The 18,405-nt window shown below is 37.0% G+C and carries 15 protein-coding genes and 1 tRNA gene; 8 read left to right on the forward strand and 8 right to left on the reverse strand.

Annotation, left to right across the window (positions count from 1 at the left end):
* Positions 1-73: 73 nt before the first annotated feature.
* Complete coding sequence (locus CFPU101_RS20585) at positions 74-856, reverse strand: ABC transporter permease (RefSeq protein WP_206817196.1); 783 nt, start codon at positions 854-856, stop codon at positions 74-76.
* A gap of 90 nt (positions 857-946) precedes the next feature.
* Here CFPU101_RS20585 and CFPU101_RS20590 point away from each other — a divergent pair, with 90 nt between their 5' ends.
* From CFPU101_RS20590 to CFPU101_RS20600, 3 genes are read left to right on the forward strand one after another with little or no spacing between them, the layout of a single operon-like run.
* Positions 947-2,035, forward strand: a complete 1,089-nt coding sequence (locus tag CFPU101_RS20590) for a DUF3616 domain-containing protein (RefSeq protein WP_206817197.1) — start codon at positions 947-949, stop codon at positions 2,033-2,035.
* 57 nt (positions 2,036-2,092) lie between these two features.
* On the forward strand, positions 2,093-2,842 hold the full coding sequence (locus CFPU101_RS20595; protein WP_206817198.1) for a TIGR00297 family protein: 750 nt from the start codon (positions 2,093-2,095) through the stop codon (positions 2,840-2,842).
* 18 nt (positions 2,843-2,860) lie between these two features.
* Positions 2,861-4,606 carry an ABC transporter ATP-binding protein gene (locus CFPU101_RS20600; RefSeq protein ID WP_206817200.1) on the forward strand — a complete coding sequence of 582 codons (1,746 nt, stop codon included), beginning with the start codon at positions 2,861-2,863 and terminating at the stop codon, positions 4,604-4,606.
* Positions 4,607-4,949: 343 nt separating this feature from the next.
* Here CFPU101_RS20600 and CFPU101_RS20605 read toward each other — a convergent pair whose 3' ends face one another.
* The 4 genes from CFPU101_RS20605 to CFPU101_RS20620 form a co-directional block, all read right to left on the reverse strand.
* Positions 4,950-6,128, reverse strand: coding sequence for a sulfotransferase family 2 domain-containing protein (locus tag CFPU101_RS20605; protein WP_206817201.1), 1,179 nt, complete (start codon positions 6,126-6,128; stop codon positions 4,950-4,952).
* A gap of 218 nt (positions 6,129-6,346) precedes the next feature.
* Entirely contained in the window at positions 6,347-6,640 is a 294-nt protein-coding gene (locus CFPU101_RS20610; RefSeq protein WP_206817202.1) for a glycosyltransferase, read from the reverse strand.
* Positions 6,641-6,956: 316 nt separating this feature from the next.
* Entirely contained in the window at positions 6,957-9,155 is a 2,199-nt protein-coding gene (locus tag CFPU101_RS20615) for a phosphoketolase (protein ID WP_206817203.1), read from the reverse strand.
* Between the two features lie 176 nt (positions 9,156-9,331).
* Complete coding sequence (locus CFPU101_RS20620) at positions 9,332-11,098, reverse strand: DUF262 domain-containing protein (protein WP_206817204.1); 1,767 nt, start codon at positions 11,096-11,098, stop codon at positions 9,332-9,334.
* Between the two features lie 410 nt (positions 11,099-11,508).
* Between CFPU101_RS20620 and CFPU101_RS20625 the strand changes: the two genes are divergently transcribed.
* Together CFPU101_RS20625 and CFPU101_RS20630 are read left to right on the forward strand one after the other, a co-directional pair.
* The gene (locus CFPU101_RS20625) at positions 11,509-11,799 is read left to right on the forward strand and encodes a nucleotidyltransferase family protein (protein WP_206817205.1); all 291 of its coding nucleotides are present in this window, start codon (positions 11,509-11,511) and stop codon (positions 11,797-11,799) included.
* Positions 11,789-12,061: a DUF86 domain-containing protein gene (locus CFPU101_RS20630; RefSeq protein WP_242578138.1), complete on the forward strand. Its 273-nt coding sequence runs from the start codon at positions 11,789-11,791 to the stop codon at positions 12,059-12,061. Before CFPU101_RS20625 ends, CFPU101_RS20630 begins: the two co-directional genes overlap by 11 nt.
* A 185-nt stretch (positions 12,062-12,246) precedes the next feature.
* On the opposite strand, the gene lepB is transcribed toward CFPU101_RS20630, so the two are convergent.
* Positions 12,247-12,858 (reverse strand): signal peptidase I, encoded by a 612-nt coding sequence (gene lepB / locus CFPU101_RS20635; protein ID WP_206817206.1) that lies wholly within the window; start codon positions 12,856-12,858, stop codon positions 12,247-12,249.
* A 110-nt stretch (positions 12,859-12,968) separates the two neighbouring features.
* Between lepB and CFPU101_RS20640 the strand changes: the two genes are divergently transcribed.
* Positions 12,969-14,291, forward strand: a complete 1,323-nt coding sequence (locus tag CFPU101_RS20640) for a dihydroorotase (RefSeq protein WP_206817208.1) — start codon at positions 12,969-12,971, stop codon at positions 14,289-14,291.
* 68 nt (positions 14,292-14,359) lie between these two features.
* Here the strand turns inward: CFPU101_RS20640 and CFPU101_RS20645 are convergent, their stop codons facing one another.
* The gene (locus CFPU101_RS20645; RefSeq protein WP_206817209.1) at positions 14,360-15,931 is read right to left on the reverse strand and encodes a hypothetical protein; all 1,572 of its coding nucleotides are present in this window, start codon (positions 15,929-15,931) and stop codon (positions 14,360-14,362) included.
* 219 nt (positions 15,932-16,150) lie between these two features.
* Here CFPU101_RS20645 and CFPU101_RS20650 point away from each other — a divergent pair.
* A tRNA-Ser gene (locus CFPU101_RS20650) sits at positions 16,151-16,237 on the forward strand.
* A gap of 16 nt (positions 16,238-16,253) precedes the next feature.
* Here the strand turns inward: CFPU101_RS20650 and CFPU101_RS20655 are convergent.
* Positions 16,254-17,711 (reverse strand): aminotransferase class I/II-fold pyridoxal phosphate-dependent enzyme, encoded by a 1,458-nt coding sequence (locus tag CFPU101_RS20655; RefSeq protein ID WP_206817210.1) that lies wholly within the window; start codon positions 17,709-17,711, stop codon positions 16,254-16,256.
* Positions 17,712-17,964: 253 nt separating this feature from the next.
* Between CFPU101_RS20655 and CFPU101_RS20660 the strand changes: the two genes are divergently transcribed.
* A partial coding sequence (locus CFPU101_RS20660) for a GAF domain-containing protein (protein WP_206817211.1) occupies positions 17,965-18,405 on the forward strand: 441 nt, incomplete at its 3' end.

Here is an 18,405-nt window from a genome sequence, read left to right on the forward strand (position 1 = left end):
CATGATTCATCTTAGCAACTCAACATTAGTAATGTGCTTGAAGATTAGTTTAAATTTACATCACATCAAAAGCTTAACTAGAAGCACTGGTGTAAAATCTTAGGGCAAACTTCCAAAACCAGATTGAGATGAATAATAAAGCAATCGCTAGAACTCCCGAACCTGCAACCCCAATCAATTGCCCTTTATTTAACATCACTTGTGCAGGAATTGTTGTTAAAAAAGCAACGGGAATAATAAAGGTAAAAAAGAAGCGGTAAATAGCAGGATAAGCGACCATTGGGTAACGTCCTGCTTCAAGCAAACCTCGAAGAACTTCTGTAACATTATAGATTTTAACAAACCAAATGCTTGTTGCTCCTAACATAAACCACAGACTGTATAAAATAATTACTCCAAATAAAATCGGTATTAATCCCAATAAATATGATTGAAAACTTAAATTTAATTGAAATCCTGCATATAAAATAATAATAGCTCCAAAAATCAAATCAGGAAAGCCCCAAGGGGATAAGGTTCGAGTTGATAACCAAAATTGGCTACTAATGGGTTTTAGCAAAACAAAATCTAATGTTCCTTGTTCCACTTGTTCGACGATACGATTAAGATTGGGTACCAAAAATGTCGCCGAAACCCCCTGTAGTAAAGTAAATATACCTAAAACTACCAGAGCTTCAGCCCATGACCAACCTTGAAATTGATAACCTGTTCGATAAAATAGAAACAAGCCGAATAAACTACCGACTAAGTTGGCTAAACTGCTTAAGCCTGCGATAATAAAGTTTAAACGGTATTCTAACTCTGCCGCGATCGCTGTACTCCAAAACAATCCGATAAGCTGTAAATATTTTTTCATATTGCTAAAAACTTATCTCCAAATCGTTACAATTAAGCAACTCACTTTTTATTCTATCAAACTCATCTAGTTTAAATTATCGTTTTATTGATGAACACAAGTCATTTCATAAAACAGCTTCAACTTAAATTTGATGCTACCTATCTTGAGAAAGAGCCTAAATATAGTGATCCTGAAAAACCAATCACTGAACAACTATCGGCTGCGGTATTTACGGAAAATGGACAATATTTATGGTTAGCTGCTGATGAAGAAGTGGCGATAGAACGTTTAGAAAAGTTAGATGATCATACTTACGGAAATCATCAAAGATTTGCTATACAAAACTTATTAGATGATTTTGATCCAGAACAAAAAGAAATCGATATCGAAGGATTAGACTATGATGGTCAATATTTATGGTTGATTGGTTCTCATAGTAGCAAACGCAAAAAAGCTAAAGAAAATCCGATTAAAGGAAAGCAATTAACCGTATCGTTTGATGGAAATCGTTATTTACTTGCTCGTATTCCCCTAGTTGGCGAAAAATTAGTTAAAACAACAGAGACAATACATTCAGCCGTTTTAAAACGAGGGACTAATACAAACGAATTAATTCAAGTTTTATCACAAGATCCTTATCTGGGAGAAATTATTTCTAGTAATCTACCTGGAAAAGACAATGGTTTTGATATTGAAGGATTTGTGCTTCAATATCATAAAATCTTAATTGGATTACGCGGCCCTGTTTTAAGAGGAATTGCGATTTTAATCGAAATAGAACTCGAGGAATTCGCATCAGGAGTTTTAACGCTTAAACCCATTGGTAGTGAGGGAAAACGCTATAAACTACATTTTGTAGATTTAAATGGCTTAGGAATTAGAGAACTTTGTTTTAAGGAAAATAATTTATTAATCCTTGCTGGGCCAACCATGAGTTTAGATGCTTCGATGCGGCTATTCGAGTTAAATAATCCCTTTAAGCTTCAAGAAAATAGTTTGACTGAACAAGATGACAAAATATTAAAATTATTATTTGAAATTCCTCATGGCTTCCAAAACGATCGCGCTGAAGGAATTACCATTTATCCTAATACTAATTCAACTCAATCAATCTTAGTTGTTTATGATACGCCGAATAAACAGCGTCTTTCGGATAATGAGTTTACGGTTTTAGCCGACGTGTTTGAGTTACCGTAGAAAGCTTTTTTAGAGGAGAAACGATAAAATAAAAAATAAGTCTCGATCCTAGTAATTATGAATCTCTCCTCTGTTTGGTTAATAGCGTTCGCACTCAACACCATTTTACTAGCGATCGCTTACATCATTCCCAAAAAACTTTTAACTCCTGCGGGATACCTTCATGCTTGGGTGCTGGGTGTGTTGATCTGGGGTACACTGGGTTGGCGAGGCTATACCCTAATTATGTTTTATTTCCTCGTTGGATCAGCCGTTACTAAAATTGGGATCAAGCAAAAAGAAGCAGAAGGAATAGCGGAAAAGCGTTCTGGAATGAGAGGGCCAGAGAATGTCTGGGGATCAGCACTAGCAGGATCTCTTTGCGCTATACTCACTTTACTGGTGGGTTCGCCTTATCAGGAATTATTGATTTTAGGATATGTAGCGAGTTTAAGTACAAAACTATCGGACACCAGTGCGAGTGAAGTCGGCAAAGCTTACGGAAAAAAAACTTTTTTAATTACTACTTTACAACCTGTGCCACGCGGAACCGAAGGCGCAATTAGTTTAGAAGGGACATTAGCGGGGGTTTTTGCTTCTGCTGCGATCGCGTCTTTAGGTTTGGGAATTGGCATTATCTCAGGAATCGGCGTAATTTGGTGTATATTAGCCGCTTTTGTGGCAACAAACTTAGAAAGTCTCATCGGTGCAACCTTACAGACGAAGTGGGAATGGTTAACGAATGAATACGTGAATGTGATCAACACACTCATCGGTGCAATCGTCGCTATCTTACTCGGTTTTTTAGCCCAAAATTTAGCACTCTAAATAAATTTTTTTAATTGAATGAACAACAGACGACTTAAAAAGCTACTTAGTTATCTTTATCCCCATTGGCGAATCATTCTAATCGGGGTTGTTGCCTTATTTATCGTTAATAGCTTAAGTGTTTACATTCCTTTACTGATTCGAGATGGTGTGGATCAACTTAAAGCTACGTTTAGCTTCTCACAAGTTTGGTACTACGTGATCTTAATTATTATCCTAGCAACGATTATGTTAGCGATTCGATTGTTATCACGGGTCTTGCTATTTGGGGTGGGTCGTCAGGTAGAATACGAACTTAAACAAAAGATTTTTCAGCATTTGTTGAAACTTGAACCCGCTTACTTTGCGATTAATACATCGGGTGATTTAATTAACCGCGCTACCAGTGATGTTGATAATATTCGTCGTTTATTAGGATTTGCCGTTTTAAGTATTGTCAATACCTTTTTTGCTTATACCTTAACACTTCCTGCCATGTTGGCGATCAATGTGTCTTTAAGTTTATGGGCGATCACGATTTATCCATTGATGTTGATTACTGTACAACTTTTTAGCGATCGTTTAAGAGTTCAACAATTAGACGTACAAGAAAAACTATCTGATATTAGTGAACTCATTCAAGAAGACATGAGTGGAATGTCGCTAATTAAAATTTATGCACAAGAAGAAAATGAAAAACGGGCTTTTAAGAACAAAAATACTAAACTTTTAGCAGCTAATCTAAATTTAGCCCTGACGAGAAATTTATTATTTCCCATCGTGGAGGGTTTATCCTATGTTAGTTTACTGATTTTATTGGTATTAGGGAGCCGCGCCATTATTAATGGAGAAATTACCACTGGTGATTTTATTGCTTTAATCATTTTAGTCGAAGGTTTAGGCTTTCCCACCGCCTTGCTTGGATTTACCATTACAGCCTATCAACGGGGTGAAGTCAGCATTGATCGTATCGAAGCTATTTTACAGGTGGAACCCCAGATTAAAAATGCTCCCTATAGCGAGTTATTGCCTCTAGAAGACATTAAAGGAGAAATTAGAGCAAATTCTTTAACTTATACTTACCCTGGGGCGAAAAAGCCTGCTTTAAAAGAAGTAAGTTTTAAAATCTTAGCGGGTGAAACGGTGGCGATCGTTGGCCCAATTGGCTGCGGAAAATCGACCCTAGCAAATGCCATTCCTCGGCTATTAGACATTAATTCAGGACAATTATTTATCGACGATTATGATGTAACTCAAATTAATTTAGCAGATTTACGCAAAGCGATCGCATATGTTCCTCAAGAAAGTTTTCTCTTTAGTACCACAATTCAGAATAATATTCGTTATGGTGAGCCAATTGCTGAACATACAACAGTTGAAGCGGCGGCGAAACAAGCTCAAATTCATCCAGAGATTTTAAATTTTCCACTACAATATGAAACCCTAGTTGGAGAAAGAGGAATCACCCTTTCTGGAGGGCAACGTCAACGAACTGCCTTAGCGAGAGCCTTATTAATCAATGCACCAATTCTAATTTTAGATGATGCCCTTTCGAGTGTCGATAATGAAACAGCCACCAACATTTTAAATAATCTAGCGACCGAACAGAAAAAAACCGTTATTTTTATTTCTCATCAACTATCTGCCGTTGCCAATGCCGATCGGATTTTTGTTATGGATCAAGGGAAAATAGTCCAAATGGGAACTCACGAAGACTTATTATTACAGCCTGGAATTTATCAAACACTCTGGAATCAGCAACAATTAGAAGCCACTTTAAATTAATCTTAGATTTCCTGAATTTGCCACATAAAAAACGGAATAGAGCCAGAAAATTAAAGATTGTCTTGGTAACTGCTACCTTATGATAACGCCATGACAACACAAAAAATAGAAGCACCGTCACAAGTAAAGGGCAAGTCAATAAGCAATTAAACCACAGAGGGGATTGACATAAAAATTAACAGGGCTTTTATGACGAGAAAGAGAGATTTTTTACTAGATATAAGTTGGGGGTGCTGATTAATTGAATATTTTCAGCTTAAAACGCCCCCGCCTTTTTTGTTCTCTTATCCCAAACTGAGGTTAGCTAAAGTCGAGGGTTGGGGAGTATGCGAACAGAAAAAAGTTAAGAATCAAAGCGATAGTTAAATAGTTGAATATCACGCTCATAAAGCTTGGCAACTATCTCAATCATTTCGTCATCATAATATTGACGAAAATCTTCACGACTTGATGGGTTATGGTGAGGTAAATGACTCTTAATACCAAGTTCTTGAATAATTTTATAAAAATCTGGCTCTAAGGTCTCAAATCGTCCAATAAAATCAACTTTCAGAACATCATGTTTATCACACACGAATTTATATTGCGGTCGAAAATGTTGCTCATTGAGTACATCAGTTGAAATCAGTCCGACTTTTACGAACTCAGAAAAATTATCATAAGCTAAAATTTTTTCTCGTATCCAAGGACTGATAGACTTACGAACCCCCCCTTTTCTCAAGTAGTGATAGGATGAGACTAAACGATCCCAGGGATTGCGAACAAAGCAAAACTTAAAAAAAGAGCGAAAATTCCGCTCTCCAAAAATGTAACGAGCATTCGACACATTTATATGACCTGCTCCTCGATTTCCAAATAAAGCATCACATACTGACAGTCCTGCTGTTTTAGGAATATGAAAAAAAATACAACGCAATTTGAATAATTCATCAAGATTATACTCTGTAGAAGGGTTAACTTCAATCTCCCGAAGAACCCAAATATTAACATTATGCCGTCCTAGATAATGACGTACACTTTTAATTTCTATATACGGCAATATTTTGGTCAAAAATTTGGTCTTAATCACTTCAAAATCTTGAGATTTGTTTGCTTTTGCTGGCAATGACAACTCTTGATTTTTAGTTTTTTTAATTAATTGTTGCGTCGATAATGGGTAAGGAAGAACAGAGGTCATAAAATCAGAACCATGTTTTTCAAATTGAGATGAAGCTATCTCGCCTTTTTTAATGAGTTGAAAATTATTGTATTCTCTGTTTTTACGTTCAGTTTTAAAATCAGTATTTGTCCAATGAGCAAATTCATCTTCATTGATGTCTTTAAGTTCATAAATACAAAGTAATGGAAATTGTTGCCAATCAAGATTAATTCTTGATTGTAGTTTTTCCCATTTTTCTGCTTTATGAAAATGTATGCTCGCAGAATTTGGGAAAATGCGAGGCTCTTGATTAATCTCCCCTTTGCTGAGATAGTAATTATTATTGATGTCCCGATAAAGGGTCTGTATAGGTAAGATCATCATTTTGGGATGACCATAAGGAAGAGTTAGGATCAGTTGTTTAAAGTTTTGATAACAATCTCGATGTAGAATCATGTCAGCATCCCATTTGCAAACATAACTACAAGTACATTTTGATAAGCACCAATTATAATAGTACACAAGACTATGAAGAGAGTCAGAAGGTGTCGAGAAGTGTTCTTCACCGCAGCGAGCAATTCTATGAGGATAATTAAAAACTTTTATCTTATCATGGGTATCTTTCTCCTCTTTAAATTTTTTAAAATTTCTAAAGTTTTGTCAGTGCTACCATTATCAACAAAAACAATTTCTGTAAAAACATCAAATATTGAATTTAAACAGTCGTAGATCTTTTTTTCTTCATTCTTAGCCCGTAACATCGCACTTACACCCATGCGTAGTGATTGATTGGGAAGAACAAAATTGTATTCTGCTTGTTCTTCACAATTTTTGAAAGAAAGAGTTATCTTTGACCAAATTATATTTTTGCTTAAGTCTTTAATTTTAGAGATCATCTTTTTGCTTATCATTTAGATCAGGGTTTTAAAATTTTAACCTATGTTAATCTTTTGCAGCAAAACTTACTTTTTTAAAAACTTGATTAAAATTAAGCCCTTGCACCTTATCAGTTGGTTTCTTGAATTGGTTATGCTTAAGTTAGTTCTTAAGATTCGTCGCTTACGTTTTTTAGCTTGCTCTAAGGGTCTTAACGTTCTTGTTACTCGCTCAAGTTTTAACGGATTTTTGCGCTCAAGTCGTAAAATAAATTTTATATTGAATTAAATAAATCCCCACCTAAAACTTAGGCAGGGATAAAATATAAAAACCGAATTAAGCGACTAATTCCGTAGCCCGTTTTGCTAAAGCAGTAGCCGTTAAACCATTAAAAGCCATAATTTCACCCGCACTTGCTGTTGTTTCGCCGCGTTTCCAAGCAAAAACATCGCGTTTAGCCGTACTGCGTAACATAATAGGTTCTAACATACCGCTTGTCCCGCCTGTCACCCCAATTAAAGCATCACCACTAAATAAGCGTTCAAACCCTGCATCATCCAAGAAATGATTATCGGCATCTGTACAAGACTCGGACATCACATCACTCGGACGATAGAGACGACGCGGGTTAATCACAGAAACAATTCTAACCCCCATGCCTTGCGCTTCTAACTGAGTTGCTGCCTCGAATACAGGAAGTAACGTCATATCCCCAATTACTGCAAAGACGACCTTTTTCGTTCCTTCACTATCATGGAGAATGACACCCCCATCCTTTAAAGCTTGACGAGTTTGTTCAAAAGTAACTCGTACAGGTAACGGTGACTTACTTGCGGTAATGACAATTCCTTTATTCTTTGTATTTAATGCCCATTCGTAACACGCTTGAATACTATTAGCATCACAGGGGAATAACGGAAAAACATTACCATTTCGCATCATTGCCGCAAAATAGTTTTCTACTTCAGGACGTTGGTGAGTCCATCCGTTACGCCCTTGTTCTAACGCACCTGCTGTAAACAGTGTAACCGTTGAAGGGGTGGGGCGACGTAATTCGGCCATCGCTTGGGTAACAGTTTGGAAAATAGGTAAACCATTGATAGCGAAAGACTCATAGGAACACCATAGCGTCCTCGCACCAAATAACGCTAAACCCACGGCTAAACCTGCACAAGCATCCTCGCTAAGAGGTTCATAAACCTGACCTTGTGGCGTTTGGAAATAGATATCATCAACAGTCGGGTGAACAATTTTTAGACCCACATTAATATTATTGATACCTGATGCCGCATTTCCATCCGCATTCGTCACGACAAAATTAGGGTCTTGCTTTCCGACGTGTACCACCAGTTCACCCATCGCAGTCGTTGCTACTTTTTTATCTCCTCCAACTGCATATTCAGTCATTGGGAGAGTTCCTAAGTCGGGTAACGATAATTCAGTTTCAGTCACTACTATCTTAGATGCTGGCCCACCTGCAGCCCGTTCGTAGTTGGTTCGTACTATCGCCCACGCATCTGGAGATAAAGCCCGTTCTTTAAGTCCATTAACAATATAATCTTTTTCTAGAGAGTCACCAGGGTATAAATTATGGGACTGTGCGCCGCGTTTGTGGACTCCAGCCCCTTTGAGTTGTTTAATAATTAAAACCGTTAATGTGCCACCTAATGCCGACTTAGCCGCTTTGTCGGTTGCTTCTAGAACAGCTTGGGTAAATGCTAATCTTTGAGAGAAAGAAAACTTAGTGCTATCGACATACTCACCCGCTTGGTTCGCATCATCAAAGTCTTTCGCATTAACTAGAATGACTTCGGCAAAACCGTTTCCTTTCCAATAGTTAATCATTTCCTCATTAGACTTAATCGACACCATACTATGATGTTCCTGTGAATAACCATTCCACACCAAAATCGGGAGGAAATTGGTTACAGTCGGGTAAGCCGTATGAAAGTGAGCAAAACTACTCATGATATAAGGTTCACCTAAGCCACCATCACCAATTGTCACAGGAAATAGTACATCTGAATGTAATTTCGCCCCTGCCATCGCAAAATGTTGTCCTTGTCCTAAAGGCCCTGCGGGGTTGAGAAGACCAGGTATTTGTCCCGAAAGATGTCCGAGAAGTCCGTGCATTTCCCGAAACCGTTCGCCGAGTTGCTGTACGGTGTTGATGCCCATTGCTTCGAGAGAGCGATCGAGAAATACGTTACTATAAAAACCTGGGGCATGATGTCCAACTTCTGTAATCAGATTTTTGTAACCCAACATCACCAAAGAAGCGATACCCTCAGCCACACTCGCAAAACCGCCAGGATGTCCTGACTCTTTTGTTGCTGTAGTTTGTAGAGTAAGATAACGTAGCGCATCGGCCGCGAGTAGGGTTTGATAAACGGCTACGGGGTCACTAGGCGATGTAATTGCGGTATTTCCTTCTTGTATTGCGGCTTCTCTTCCATATTTCTCAAATTCTGGGAGATTTTCTCCAAAATGCTGAATTCCTTGACAAAAAGCAGGAATGGCGGCTGTCACTGTCATTCAGATACCCCTTAAATATAAATATAATCTGCAAGTATTAAATTAATCTTACAGTTTCGGGTGTATACCGAGAGATTCGGTTAGTCAGGGGTTAAGGATAGAATATTCTGTAGAGACTCAATATAGATGAATAATTTTATATAGGGTTTAGTAACCAAACCCCTACAGTAAAAAAATTATGATTGAGAGGAAGGATAAACAACAGGTTTACCCATCGCTTTTTCAATTAAGCCCAATAAAGCAAATTTACGTTTGTCAAAGAAAGTCTCAAAGTCATCAGTCCGAAAAACACTGGGTTCAATCAAATGAGTTCTCAAACGTTCATCCATTTCTTCTTCTGAAACTATATATGAAGCTTGAAGTATGTTGATATGTTTACTGGGTGCATGACCACCAACTTTTGTATTTGTTGGTTTAGTAAGATGAGTTTTATTAACAATACAATCATATTGTTTTGGTAAAAGCCCTTTACCTTTAGCCCATTTTTGAGGAAAAATATGATGAATCTCCATTGATGCACCATCAATTATAGACTGCTCAACAGTCGAATTCTTAACATAATCAAGACAGCCATATTGTGATATTAAAGCTAATAAACCTTTATAAGCAGCACTATTACGGGTGCATAACTCCTCAATTTGACTAGCTACAAAATTAGCTTCTTGAATCGTATCAGGTTCATTTCCTCCATTAATCCAATTAATAACTTGAGGTACATCTTTCGCTAAACGAGTTTCTGTTCCACTACCGTACATTTTACCAAAAACACCACACCAATACCAGCGAAGTAATTTAGCTTTTATGTCATCATTATCGGCAAGATCTCCCAATATTGCATAAATGGCGGCTAAAGCAATAGGTTGAGTTTGATAGGGTAAATCTCTAGAATAAAAAATCTTTTCGTTTTTAAGTAGTTTAGCTGCTTTTTCAAAACATTCCATTACTTTATCGGCATAATCTTCATAATCACTGCGATTAAGTTTTAAAATATCTTTACGTTTACAGCTAATAGAAGATGGCTTTTGCTCTATTTTTACTAAATGATAAGTTTTAACTAAGGTAACTGCTTGTAAAAAATCAGTATTTTTAGTATTTTCTAAAACTGAATGCTTTTTCAGTTCTTTCTCTCTTTTTTTCCAATCTTCTCTAAGTTGAAATTCTCCAGATGCAAAAGTAGCTGTGAGTAGTTCAAATACAGTAAGAGGAACCCCACCAGTGTTAACGTTTTCAAAAACTTGGCATATTGCTTCTTTTGGAGTGTATTTTGTTAAAGTAATAATAGGTATTTGATAAGCTTTAATAATTTCAATAATTTTTGAATTAAACTCATCAAATTCTTTAAAAGTTTTTTCATCATCCTTCCAAAATTTATAATATTTTCTTTCCCACTCATAATGTTTAAATATTTTATTTAATGGAAACATTTTATTTTTATATTCTAATTCTGAAGTTGATAAATCTAAAATAATATTTTTACCAAAATTGCTTGTTTTCTTTTTATTTTCAGGTACACTTATAAGAACATCTTCATCTTCTCGCTCAATATTTGGATCAATCGCTTTTTCAATATCAATATAGTACCAACGCTTAACATCTTTATCTTGCTCATCTTTTGTCTCAACTACTTGTTCTGATAGCAAAGTTAAAAACAAGGATGTTAAACGCTGCTGACCATCTAGAATTAATTGTGTAGCTTTTGGCTGTTCATTACTAAACTTTATACCTTTTAGAGGGCGTGAATAAAATTCTACATCAGGATTTCCAGTTTCTAACATCATCAAAGATCCAATGGGATGAGATGATGATACACTTGTTAGTAACTTACAAATTCTTTCATCATTCCAAACCCAACTTCTTTGAAAATCTGGGAGTTGTATATTACCTGTTTGAATATCGTTGAGAAGCTGCTGAAGACGAACTGGGCTAGTAATGAAAGTAGTCATAGATAAAACTTAATCCTTAGACATTAAAACTATTTGTCTTTAGACTTCCCAAAAATTTCCAGAAAATCACTATTTTTGTAAAATGTAACTAAATCTTAATAGTTTGATAATTAATTAGTAACAAATTTTACGATTTTTATTAATGAAAATAACGCTAGCGTGTAGGGATTTGATCTGCAAATCCGAAAAATCAATTCCTCGTATCATAGCAAAATTTAGATGAAAGCGTCTTATTGTAAAGGTTTTAGTCCATTTTAAGAAAAGCGCTCGCCTTACTTTGTCATTAAGACAATTTCGCGTGTACTTTGGGAGATTAGGTTACTCAAGGGTTAAGGATAGAATAGTTTATAGTTCTAACGCCAATAATTGGCTGAATAAATTGAACAAGAGATCAGAGAAAATGAGGAATTATGACTAAAAATGAAATTTTAGCTAAATTACGACAACAGCAAACAATAATTACTAGCTTTGGAGTTAAATCGCTGGCAATTTTTGGCTCGGTAGCAAGAGATGAGGCTAAACCAGAAAGTGATTTAGATATACTGGTTGAATTTGAAGGAAAAGTAACGTTTGATCGATATATGGATTTAGAATTTTATTTAGAAGATTATTTAGGAGTAAAGGTAGATTTAGTCAGTCAAAAAATGCTAAAACCTCAAATTCGCAGTTCAGTTTTAAAGGAAGCAATAAATGTCACGTAGTCTCCGATTATATTTAAAAGATATTTTAACGAGTGAGACGAAAATTAAGCGTTATACCCAAGGAATGAGAGTAGAAGATTTTGTGAGTGATGAAAAAACTCATTATGCAGTAGTAAGAAATCTACAAATTATTGGTGAAGCAGTCAAAAATGTACCAATGGAAATCAGAAATCAATATCCTGAAGCTGAGTGGCGAAAAATTGCAGGATTGCGAGATATTTTAGCTCATACCTATTTTAGCTTAGAAGATGAAATTCTCTAGGATACAATAGAAAATAAAATTGCTCCATTGCTCGAACAAGTTAAGGATATTTTATTAAAATTAGAAAAAAATAATTTTTGTTGATTAATCATTAACATAATCGAAAAAAACGTCAATATCGCTCTGGTATAAAAAATCAGAGCGTAAGACCTAGCAGAATGAAAGGTTTTTAATTAAATTTTTGTCTAGTTTTGAGAACCAACTGACTCTTTTTGATAAGCTGGAGGATCATCAATAGTACCGACACGATTGAGTGGCCAAAAACGCACCACCGCACGACCGATTAGATTATCTTTGGGTACATAGCCCCAAAAATGCGAATCATAACTATTATTACGATTATCTCCTAATACTAAGTACTGGTCTTCGGGTACGGTAACAGGCCCAAAATCATAATTTGGTTTTTCTGCAATATAGTCCTCTGATAACGCTTTTCCATTAATATAAACAGTTCCGCCACTAACTTCTATTTTGTCCCCAGGTAAACCAATGACTCGTTTAATAAAAGCATCTTTAAAATTTTCTTCTCTTAATTTAGCAGTTGGAGAGAAAACGACAACATCCCCGCGATCAGGATCTCTAAATTTATAACTTACTTTTTCAATAATCAGGCGATCGTTAATTTGTAGAGTTGGTTCCATCGATGAGGACGGAATGTAGCGGGCCTCTGCAACAAATGTCCGAATACCAAATGCTAGAACAGCAGCAGTAGCAACGGTTTTAATCCCCTCTATCCAAGGATTTTCATCAGAGGTTTTTGATTGATGTTTTGATTTAGGATTCACGCTTCGAGTCATATCGTTTTACAGCGATCAATAGGAACTAATTTAACAGATAATTTTGCGATTTAGTGCAAGGTCATCCAGTTAGATGTCATGATTAAGATCATCGGAAATTCTGCACTATCATGTCGAATCCTAACACTTTACTCATTCGTCAAGCACAAATTCTTTTAAGTGATGGACACTTTTTTTTAGGCGATGTTCTAATTCAGGGTGGACAGATTACCCAAATTGCTTCTAACATTCTGTGTAGTGAACACAGTAGCATCATAGACGCTTCGGGTTTAACGTTGTTGCCTGGTGTCATCGACCCGCAAGTCCATTTTCGCGAACCAGGACTAGAATACAAAGAAGATCTACATACTGCATCTTGTGCTTGTGCTAAAGGTGGCGTAACTTCTTTTTTAGAGATGCCGAATACTCGCCCCTTGACGACTACCCAAGCAGCCTTAGATGATAAACTACAACGCGCTTCAGAAAAATGTTTAGTCAATTATGGCTTTTTTATTGGGGCAACAGCTGAAAATTTACCCGATTTAGTAACGGCTCACCCGACTTGTGGTATTAAAATCTTTATGGGTTCCATGCACGGGCCCTTACAAGTCTCTACAGAAGCCGAATTAGAGCCTATCTTTGCCAATGGTACCCGTTTAATTGCAGTTCATGCCGAAGACCAAGCCCGTATTATCGAACGGCGCAAACAGTACGAAGGTATTACTGATCCCGCGATTCACTCGATGATCCAAGATGAAACCGCCGCCCTCAACGCCACAAAATTAGCCCTCAAACTCTCGAAAAAATATCAACGACGCTTACATATTTTGCATCTGTCTACAGGTATTGAAGCCGAATTTTTAAGAGAAGATAAACCGAGTTGGGTAACTGCGGAAGTGACTCCCCAACATTTGGTTTTAAACACCGACGCTTACGAGAAAATTGGTACATTAGCACAAATGAATCCACCTTTACGATCGCCCGATAACCCTAAAATATTATGGCAGGCGTTACGAGATGGAATTATCGACTTTATTGCGACAGACCACGCACCCCATACTTTAGCGGAAAAAGCCCAAACCTATCCCAGTAGTCCGTCTGGAATGCCTGGAGTCGAAACATCTTTACCCATTATGCTAACCCAAGCCATGCAGGGAAACTGTACCGTTTCTCAAGTGTCGAACTGGATGTCTACTGCGGTTGCTAAAGCCTATCAAATTCCCAATAAAGGACTCATTCAAGCTGGTTATGATGCAGACTTAGTATTAGTCGATTTAAACACCTATCGTCCTGTACTGCGCGAAGAATTACAAACTAAATGCGGTTGGAGTCCTTTTGAAGGATGGAACCTGACAGGATGGCCTGTTTATACCATCGTCGGGGGTCAAGTCGTCTACGAAAAAGGAAAACTGAATACAGACATTAGAGGAAAAGCTTTAAGATTTAGAGAATAGATGTACTATATGTATGCCTTTTCAAACCCTCAAAAATGCCTAAAATTAAGGGTTTGAAGACTAAACCCCTACGGGCTAATCATCGTTTCGTATTTATCCAAAGCCAGACTTAAACCTGCTTTTGCCCAATTTAGTGGCGTAATAGGAGAAGGTAAAAAGAATCTTTGTCCTTCTATCACTACTGTATTAATACTTTCTGGGGCTTGCCAAGCTTTAACCCCTCTACCATCGGCTGTCATTAACCCTTGTCCTGTGATTTGTCCTAAAGCGCGTTTTAAATGTACGGTAGCAGCATGAATATCCTGTTGGCGTAATTGAGGATTTTTGGTAGTTTCGGCTAAATGCAAACGGGCTAAAACGAGTAAACTATCAAAAAACCATTGCGCCTCAGTATCTGGAATAAGTTGACTCAGCCGTCCTAAAAAAGCGTTTTTAGAGGATGTATCCCCTGTTAAAGTTGGCGTATCTTTAGCGACTTCTTTTGGTTTTATCCAATAATTTCCTCCTTGATAACTATCTCGTGTATAGCGTAAAAACCCTGTCGGTCGTCTTAAGGATTCTATAATTAAAAGCGTTTTTCGCATTTCTTCTTCGGTTAAACCTTCTAAGGGTGAAGGTTGTATGAGTACGACTAAAGCAGCATCGGCAAGACGGAAACGTATGTCATCAGGTTTATAATTCGGTGATTCTCCACCTAGACGAAGTTGTATTTTAACTGTATTTAAACCTTGATAAATTGAATTATTGAGTGAGGGTTCTGACCAAACATTACTAATATCAGTAGATTGTTTTAATAAAAAGTTTTTTAAGCGTTTTTGATAAGCAGAATTATTTTGTGCATACATTAACTTACGCCAGACTTGTAAAGACCGAGTGGCTAATGCAATGCTGGAAGTATTCTTACGAGGAATTTCTTCCCAAGCTCCCGCATCTTCATAGTCATAAAATTTAATTCGTTGTAGAAATAAAGGATATAATGCAAGAACTCTTAGTCTTTTTTCTGTAAGTTCATTTAGATCGATTAATTGTTGATCAATCGCTTCACCAATTGCGGTGAATAATAATCCATGTGCATCAATTTGACGATGGTTCCAAATTTGAGGTTTACCATCTATCATGACATCTTCTAAGGAGGGAGAATTGCCATCAAAACGAATATGAGGCATTGCCATTGAATCAGTGGATAAGGCTGGATTTGCAATAATTTGTCTAAATCTAGCGATTTGGGCATCGGTGGCGTAATAGTCCCATAATGCTAGTAATAACTTTCTTGCATCAGAACGACCATTTGGATCTTGTAATAAGCCATAATAAACCCAGACATTATCCCTCACCCAAATGGCATTATAATTCGTTTCATCTTTTTCATTTTCTAACGCTCTTGTTGCAGCTTCTACAAAACCCTGTGCGTTTAAATTTACTTTTAAATATGGCTCTAATCTCGTTTGAATTTGATTAACTAAAGCGGGTGTAAATTTTTTCTCAACCCAACCCGCAATACTATCATTAAAACAGGTAATAAATTCACCTTCTGGTGATAAAACGATTTGTGCTGTTTTTTTGGTTTCGATAAAAGTCTTGACTTTTTGATAAGCACTCGTTTCAGCAGGTACAGCAACTAGGCGAGAAGATAGTAACATTAAAGGGAATAATATTATAAGTAAAATAAATCTTTTGATTTGACCTGATATTTTCACAGTATGTTTGTAAAATTTGTAAAATTTTAATAGGTTAAGTATCGGGGAATGTAGACTATAAAATATCTCAAAAAGTTCCAAGCTTAAAACTACACTTTAGTTTGATTTACTGAGTTTTCTATTTTTTTAGACAACGATATGCTAGAATATCAATCTGAATATGGAGAGGTGGCAGAGCGGTTGAATGCGCTTGACTCGAAATCAGGTTACGGGGTGACTCGTACGTGGGTTCAAATCCCACCCTCTCCGTTTAGATGAGATTAATTTAAGCGCAACAGACTTTTAAAACTGCAAGATTTGGATCACTACATTTAGTGATGCTTGCCCCCATTTTTGAGACTTGTAATAAATAGTCGATCGCATTCGATGTGATGATTTCTCCAGGCATCAGTACAGGAATACCAGGCGGATAGGGACAGACTAATTCAGCACTGACTAACCCCACACTTTTTTCAATCGTTACAAAATCAGTCGGAGAAAAAAACGCTTGACGCGGAGATATCGCCAAGGGAGATGCGGGGGGAAATGGGATAGAGGGAAGTGTTGATGAAACTGGTAAAAGTGATTGAAACGCCGTTACTAATTTTTCGATATCTGCTAAAATATTACTGATCGAGATAATAAAACTTAGATGACGCATCATTGGTAACTCTGCAGTTACCCCCAATTGACGTAAATCTTCATCTACATCATAGCCATTTCTTCCCAATTGATCGACGAAAACCGTTAAACGAGTCCTATCTAAATAGTGAAAACCAGTCATTTGACGAGAGAAGTCTAACACAGAAAGATGAGGAATTTGACTAAGTTGTTGTCTTGCCGTATCGGCTAACTCTAACGTTTGGTTTAATAAGTCATAGCCAAAGAGTGCCATTTGTTGCCGCGCTGCATCCAACGACGCTAATAATAGATAACTAGGGCTTGAACTTTGAACCAGTTGCAGGGCTTGATTAATTCGCTCTAACTCAATACGATCGCTATTGAGGTGTAACATAGAAGCTTGCGTCATTGCCCCTAAAACCTTATGGGTTGATTGAATGCTGAGATCCGCCCCTAAAGATAAAGCAGATGGCGGTAAACTGGGATGAAAGGTAAAATGTGCGCCGTGTGCCTCATCTACAATTAGAGGAATATTGTAATCATGCGTAATTTTGGCGATTTTCTCTAAATCACAGCAAATACCGTGATAGGTTGGATAAACCACCATCACCGCTTTAGCATCAGGATGTTGTTGTAAAGCTTTTTCTACAGATTCGGGTGTTACACTATAAAGTAAATCTCGTTCTATATTGTATTCTGGCTCTACAAAAATCGGAATTGCACCCGAAAGAATTAAACCCGAAATCACCGATAAATGACTATTGCGCGGGAGAATAATTTTATCTCCTTCACGACAAGTTGCCAGAATAGACGCAATAACCCCACAGGTTGAACCATTAACTAAAAACCATGTCTTTTTTGCCCCAAATGCTTCGGCTGCTAATTCTTGTGCTTTTTGAATGACTCCAGACGGGATAAATAAATTATCGAGTTCTGGTAATTCGGGTAAATCTGCCTTAAAAACGTCATTCCCTAATAAATTCGCTAATAATGGTGAAATACCTTGTCCTTTTTTATGTCCAGGTGCATAAAAAGCCGCCTCACTAAGATTAGCAAGTTCTTTGAGTTGATTTAAAAGAGGGGTTTCAGATTGAGAGAGCCGAAAAAGATCAAAAGAATTCATTCTAAATGAGCGATCTCGAAGAAATCTGCTAGGCTTCGCCGCACTTCGTGTACACGGTGCGCCCTTGGTAAGATTCTCGCACGATCTATAGTTTAAAGGAATTTCAAGCCAATTTGGTTCAAAATCAGAATTTGAATCACTTAAACTTGATGCTTAGATCACAGATGAGTGTCAAAAAATCAGTCATCCTAGGATCATTAAAAAATCATTAATTAAATGACATATTAAACATTTACAATTTACAGGAGGCAGATTGAAAACTCAACAAGAAAGATTAAGCAAACAAGAACTTTATTCCGAAGACTTAATCAATCGAATAGTTAATCGAATTCGTCAGTCTCTAGAACTTGAAGAAATTTTACAGACAACAGCGCGAGAAGTTCAATCCCTATTAAACGTAGCACGAGTTAAAATTTATCGCTTTTCTCCTGATAGAAGTGGTGAAGTCATTGCAGAGTCTTTAGTCGGTAAAGCCTTACCTTCATTATTAGGCTTGCACTTTCCTGCGGGAGATATTCCACCCATAGCACGAACCATGTTTCTGAAAGCTCGTCAGCGTGTGATTGTTGACGTAGCAGCAGCCCGCAAAACTATAAATCATCTTGACTGTCCTTTAACAGGTGCAAACCTCGCTAAAGTTGATATTCGTCACTTGCCCGTTGATCCCTGTCATATCATACCAAGTTGCGAATTG

The sequence above is a fragment of the Chroococcus sp. FPU101 genome, assembly GCF_017312365.1.
GTDB lineage: Bacteria > Cyanobacteriota > Cyanobacteriia > Cyanobacteriales > Microcystaceae > Chroococcus.

What these genes read in the sequence shown, in the direction of transcription:
- CFPU101_RS20595 (WP_206817198.1), top strand. Translation starts at nt 2,093, where the DNA reads ATGAATCTCTCCTCTGTTTGGTTAATAGCGTTCGCACTCAACACCATT.
- CFPU101_RS20590 (WP_206817197.1), top strand. Translation starts at nt 947, where the DNA reads ATGAACACAAGTCATTTCATAAAACAGCTTCAACTTAAATTTGATGCT.
- CFPU101_RS20585 (WP_206817196.1), bottom strand. Translation starts at nt 856, where the DNA reads ATGAAAAAATATTTACAGCTTATCGGATTGTTTTGGAGTACAGCGATC.
- CFPU101_RS20600 (WP_206817200.1), top strand. Translation starts at nt 2,861, where the DNA reads ATGAACAACAGACGACTTAAAAAGCTACTTAGTTATCTTTATCCCCAT.
- CFPU101_RS20610 (WP_206817202.1), bottom strand. Translation starts at nt 6,640, where the DNA reads ATGATCTCTAAAATTAAAGACTTAAGCAAAAATATAATTTGGTCAAAG.
- CFPU101_RS20655 (WP_206817210.1), bottom strand. Translation starts at nt 17,711, where the DNA reads ATGAATTCTTTTGATCTTTTTCGGCTCTCTCAATCTGAAACCCCTCTT.
- CFPU101_RS20630 (WP_242578138.1), top strand. Translation starts at nt 11,789, where the DNA reads ATGTCACGTAGTCTCCGATTATATTTAAAAGATATTTTAACGAGTGAG.
- CFPU101_RS20625 (WP_206817205.1), top strand. Translation starts at nt 11,509, where the DNA reads ATGACTAAAAATGAAATTTTAGCTAAATTACGACAACAGCAAACAATA.
- CFPU101_RS20620 (WP_206817204.1), bottom strand. Translation starts at nt 11,098, where the DNA reads ATGACTACTTTCATTACTAGCCCAGTTCGTCTTCAGCAGCTTCTCAAC.
- CFPU101_RS20605 (WP_206817201.1), bottom strand. Translation starts at nt 6,128, where the DNA reads ATGATGATCTTACCTATACAGACCCTTTATCGGGACATCAATAATAAT.
- CFPU101_RS20615 (WP_206817203.1), bottom strand. Translation starts at nt 9,155, where the DNA reads ATGACAGTGACAGCCGCCATTCCTGCTTTTTGTCAAGGAATTCAGCAT.
- CFPU101_RS20645 (WP_206817209.1), bottom strand. Translation starts at nt 15,931, where the DNA reads ATGTTACTATCTTCTCGCCTAGTTGCTGTACCTGCTGAAACGAGTGCT.
- lepB (WP_206817206.1), bottom strand. Translation starts at nt 12,858, where the DNA reads ATGACTCGAAGCGTGAATCCTAAATCAAAACATCAATCAAAAACCTCT.
- CFPU101_RS20640 (WP_206817208.1), top strand. Translation starts at nt 12,969, where the DNA reads ATGTCGAATCCTAACACTTTACTCATTCGTCAAGCACAAATTCTTTTA.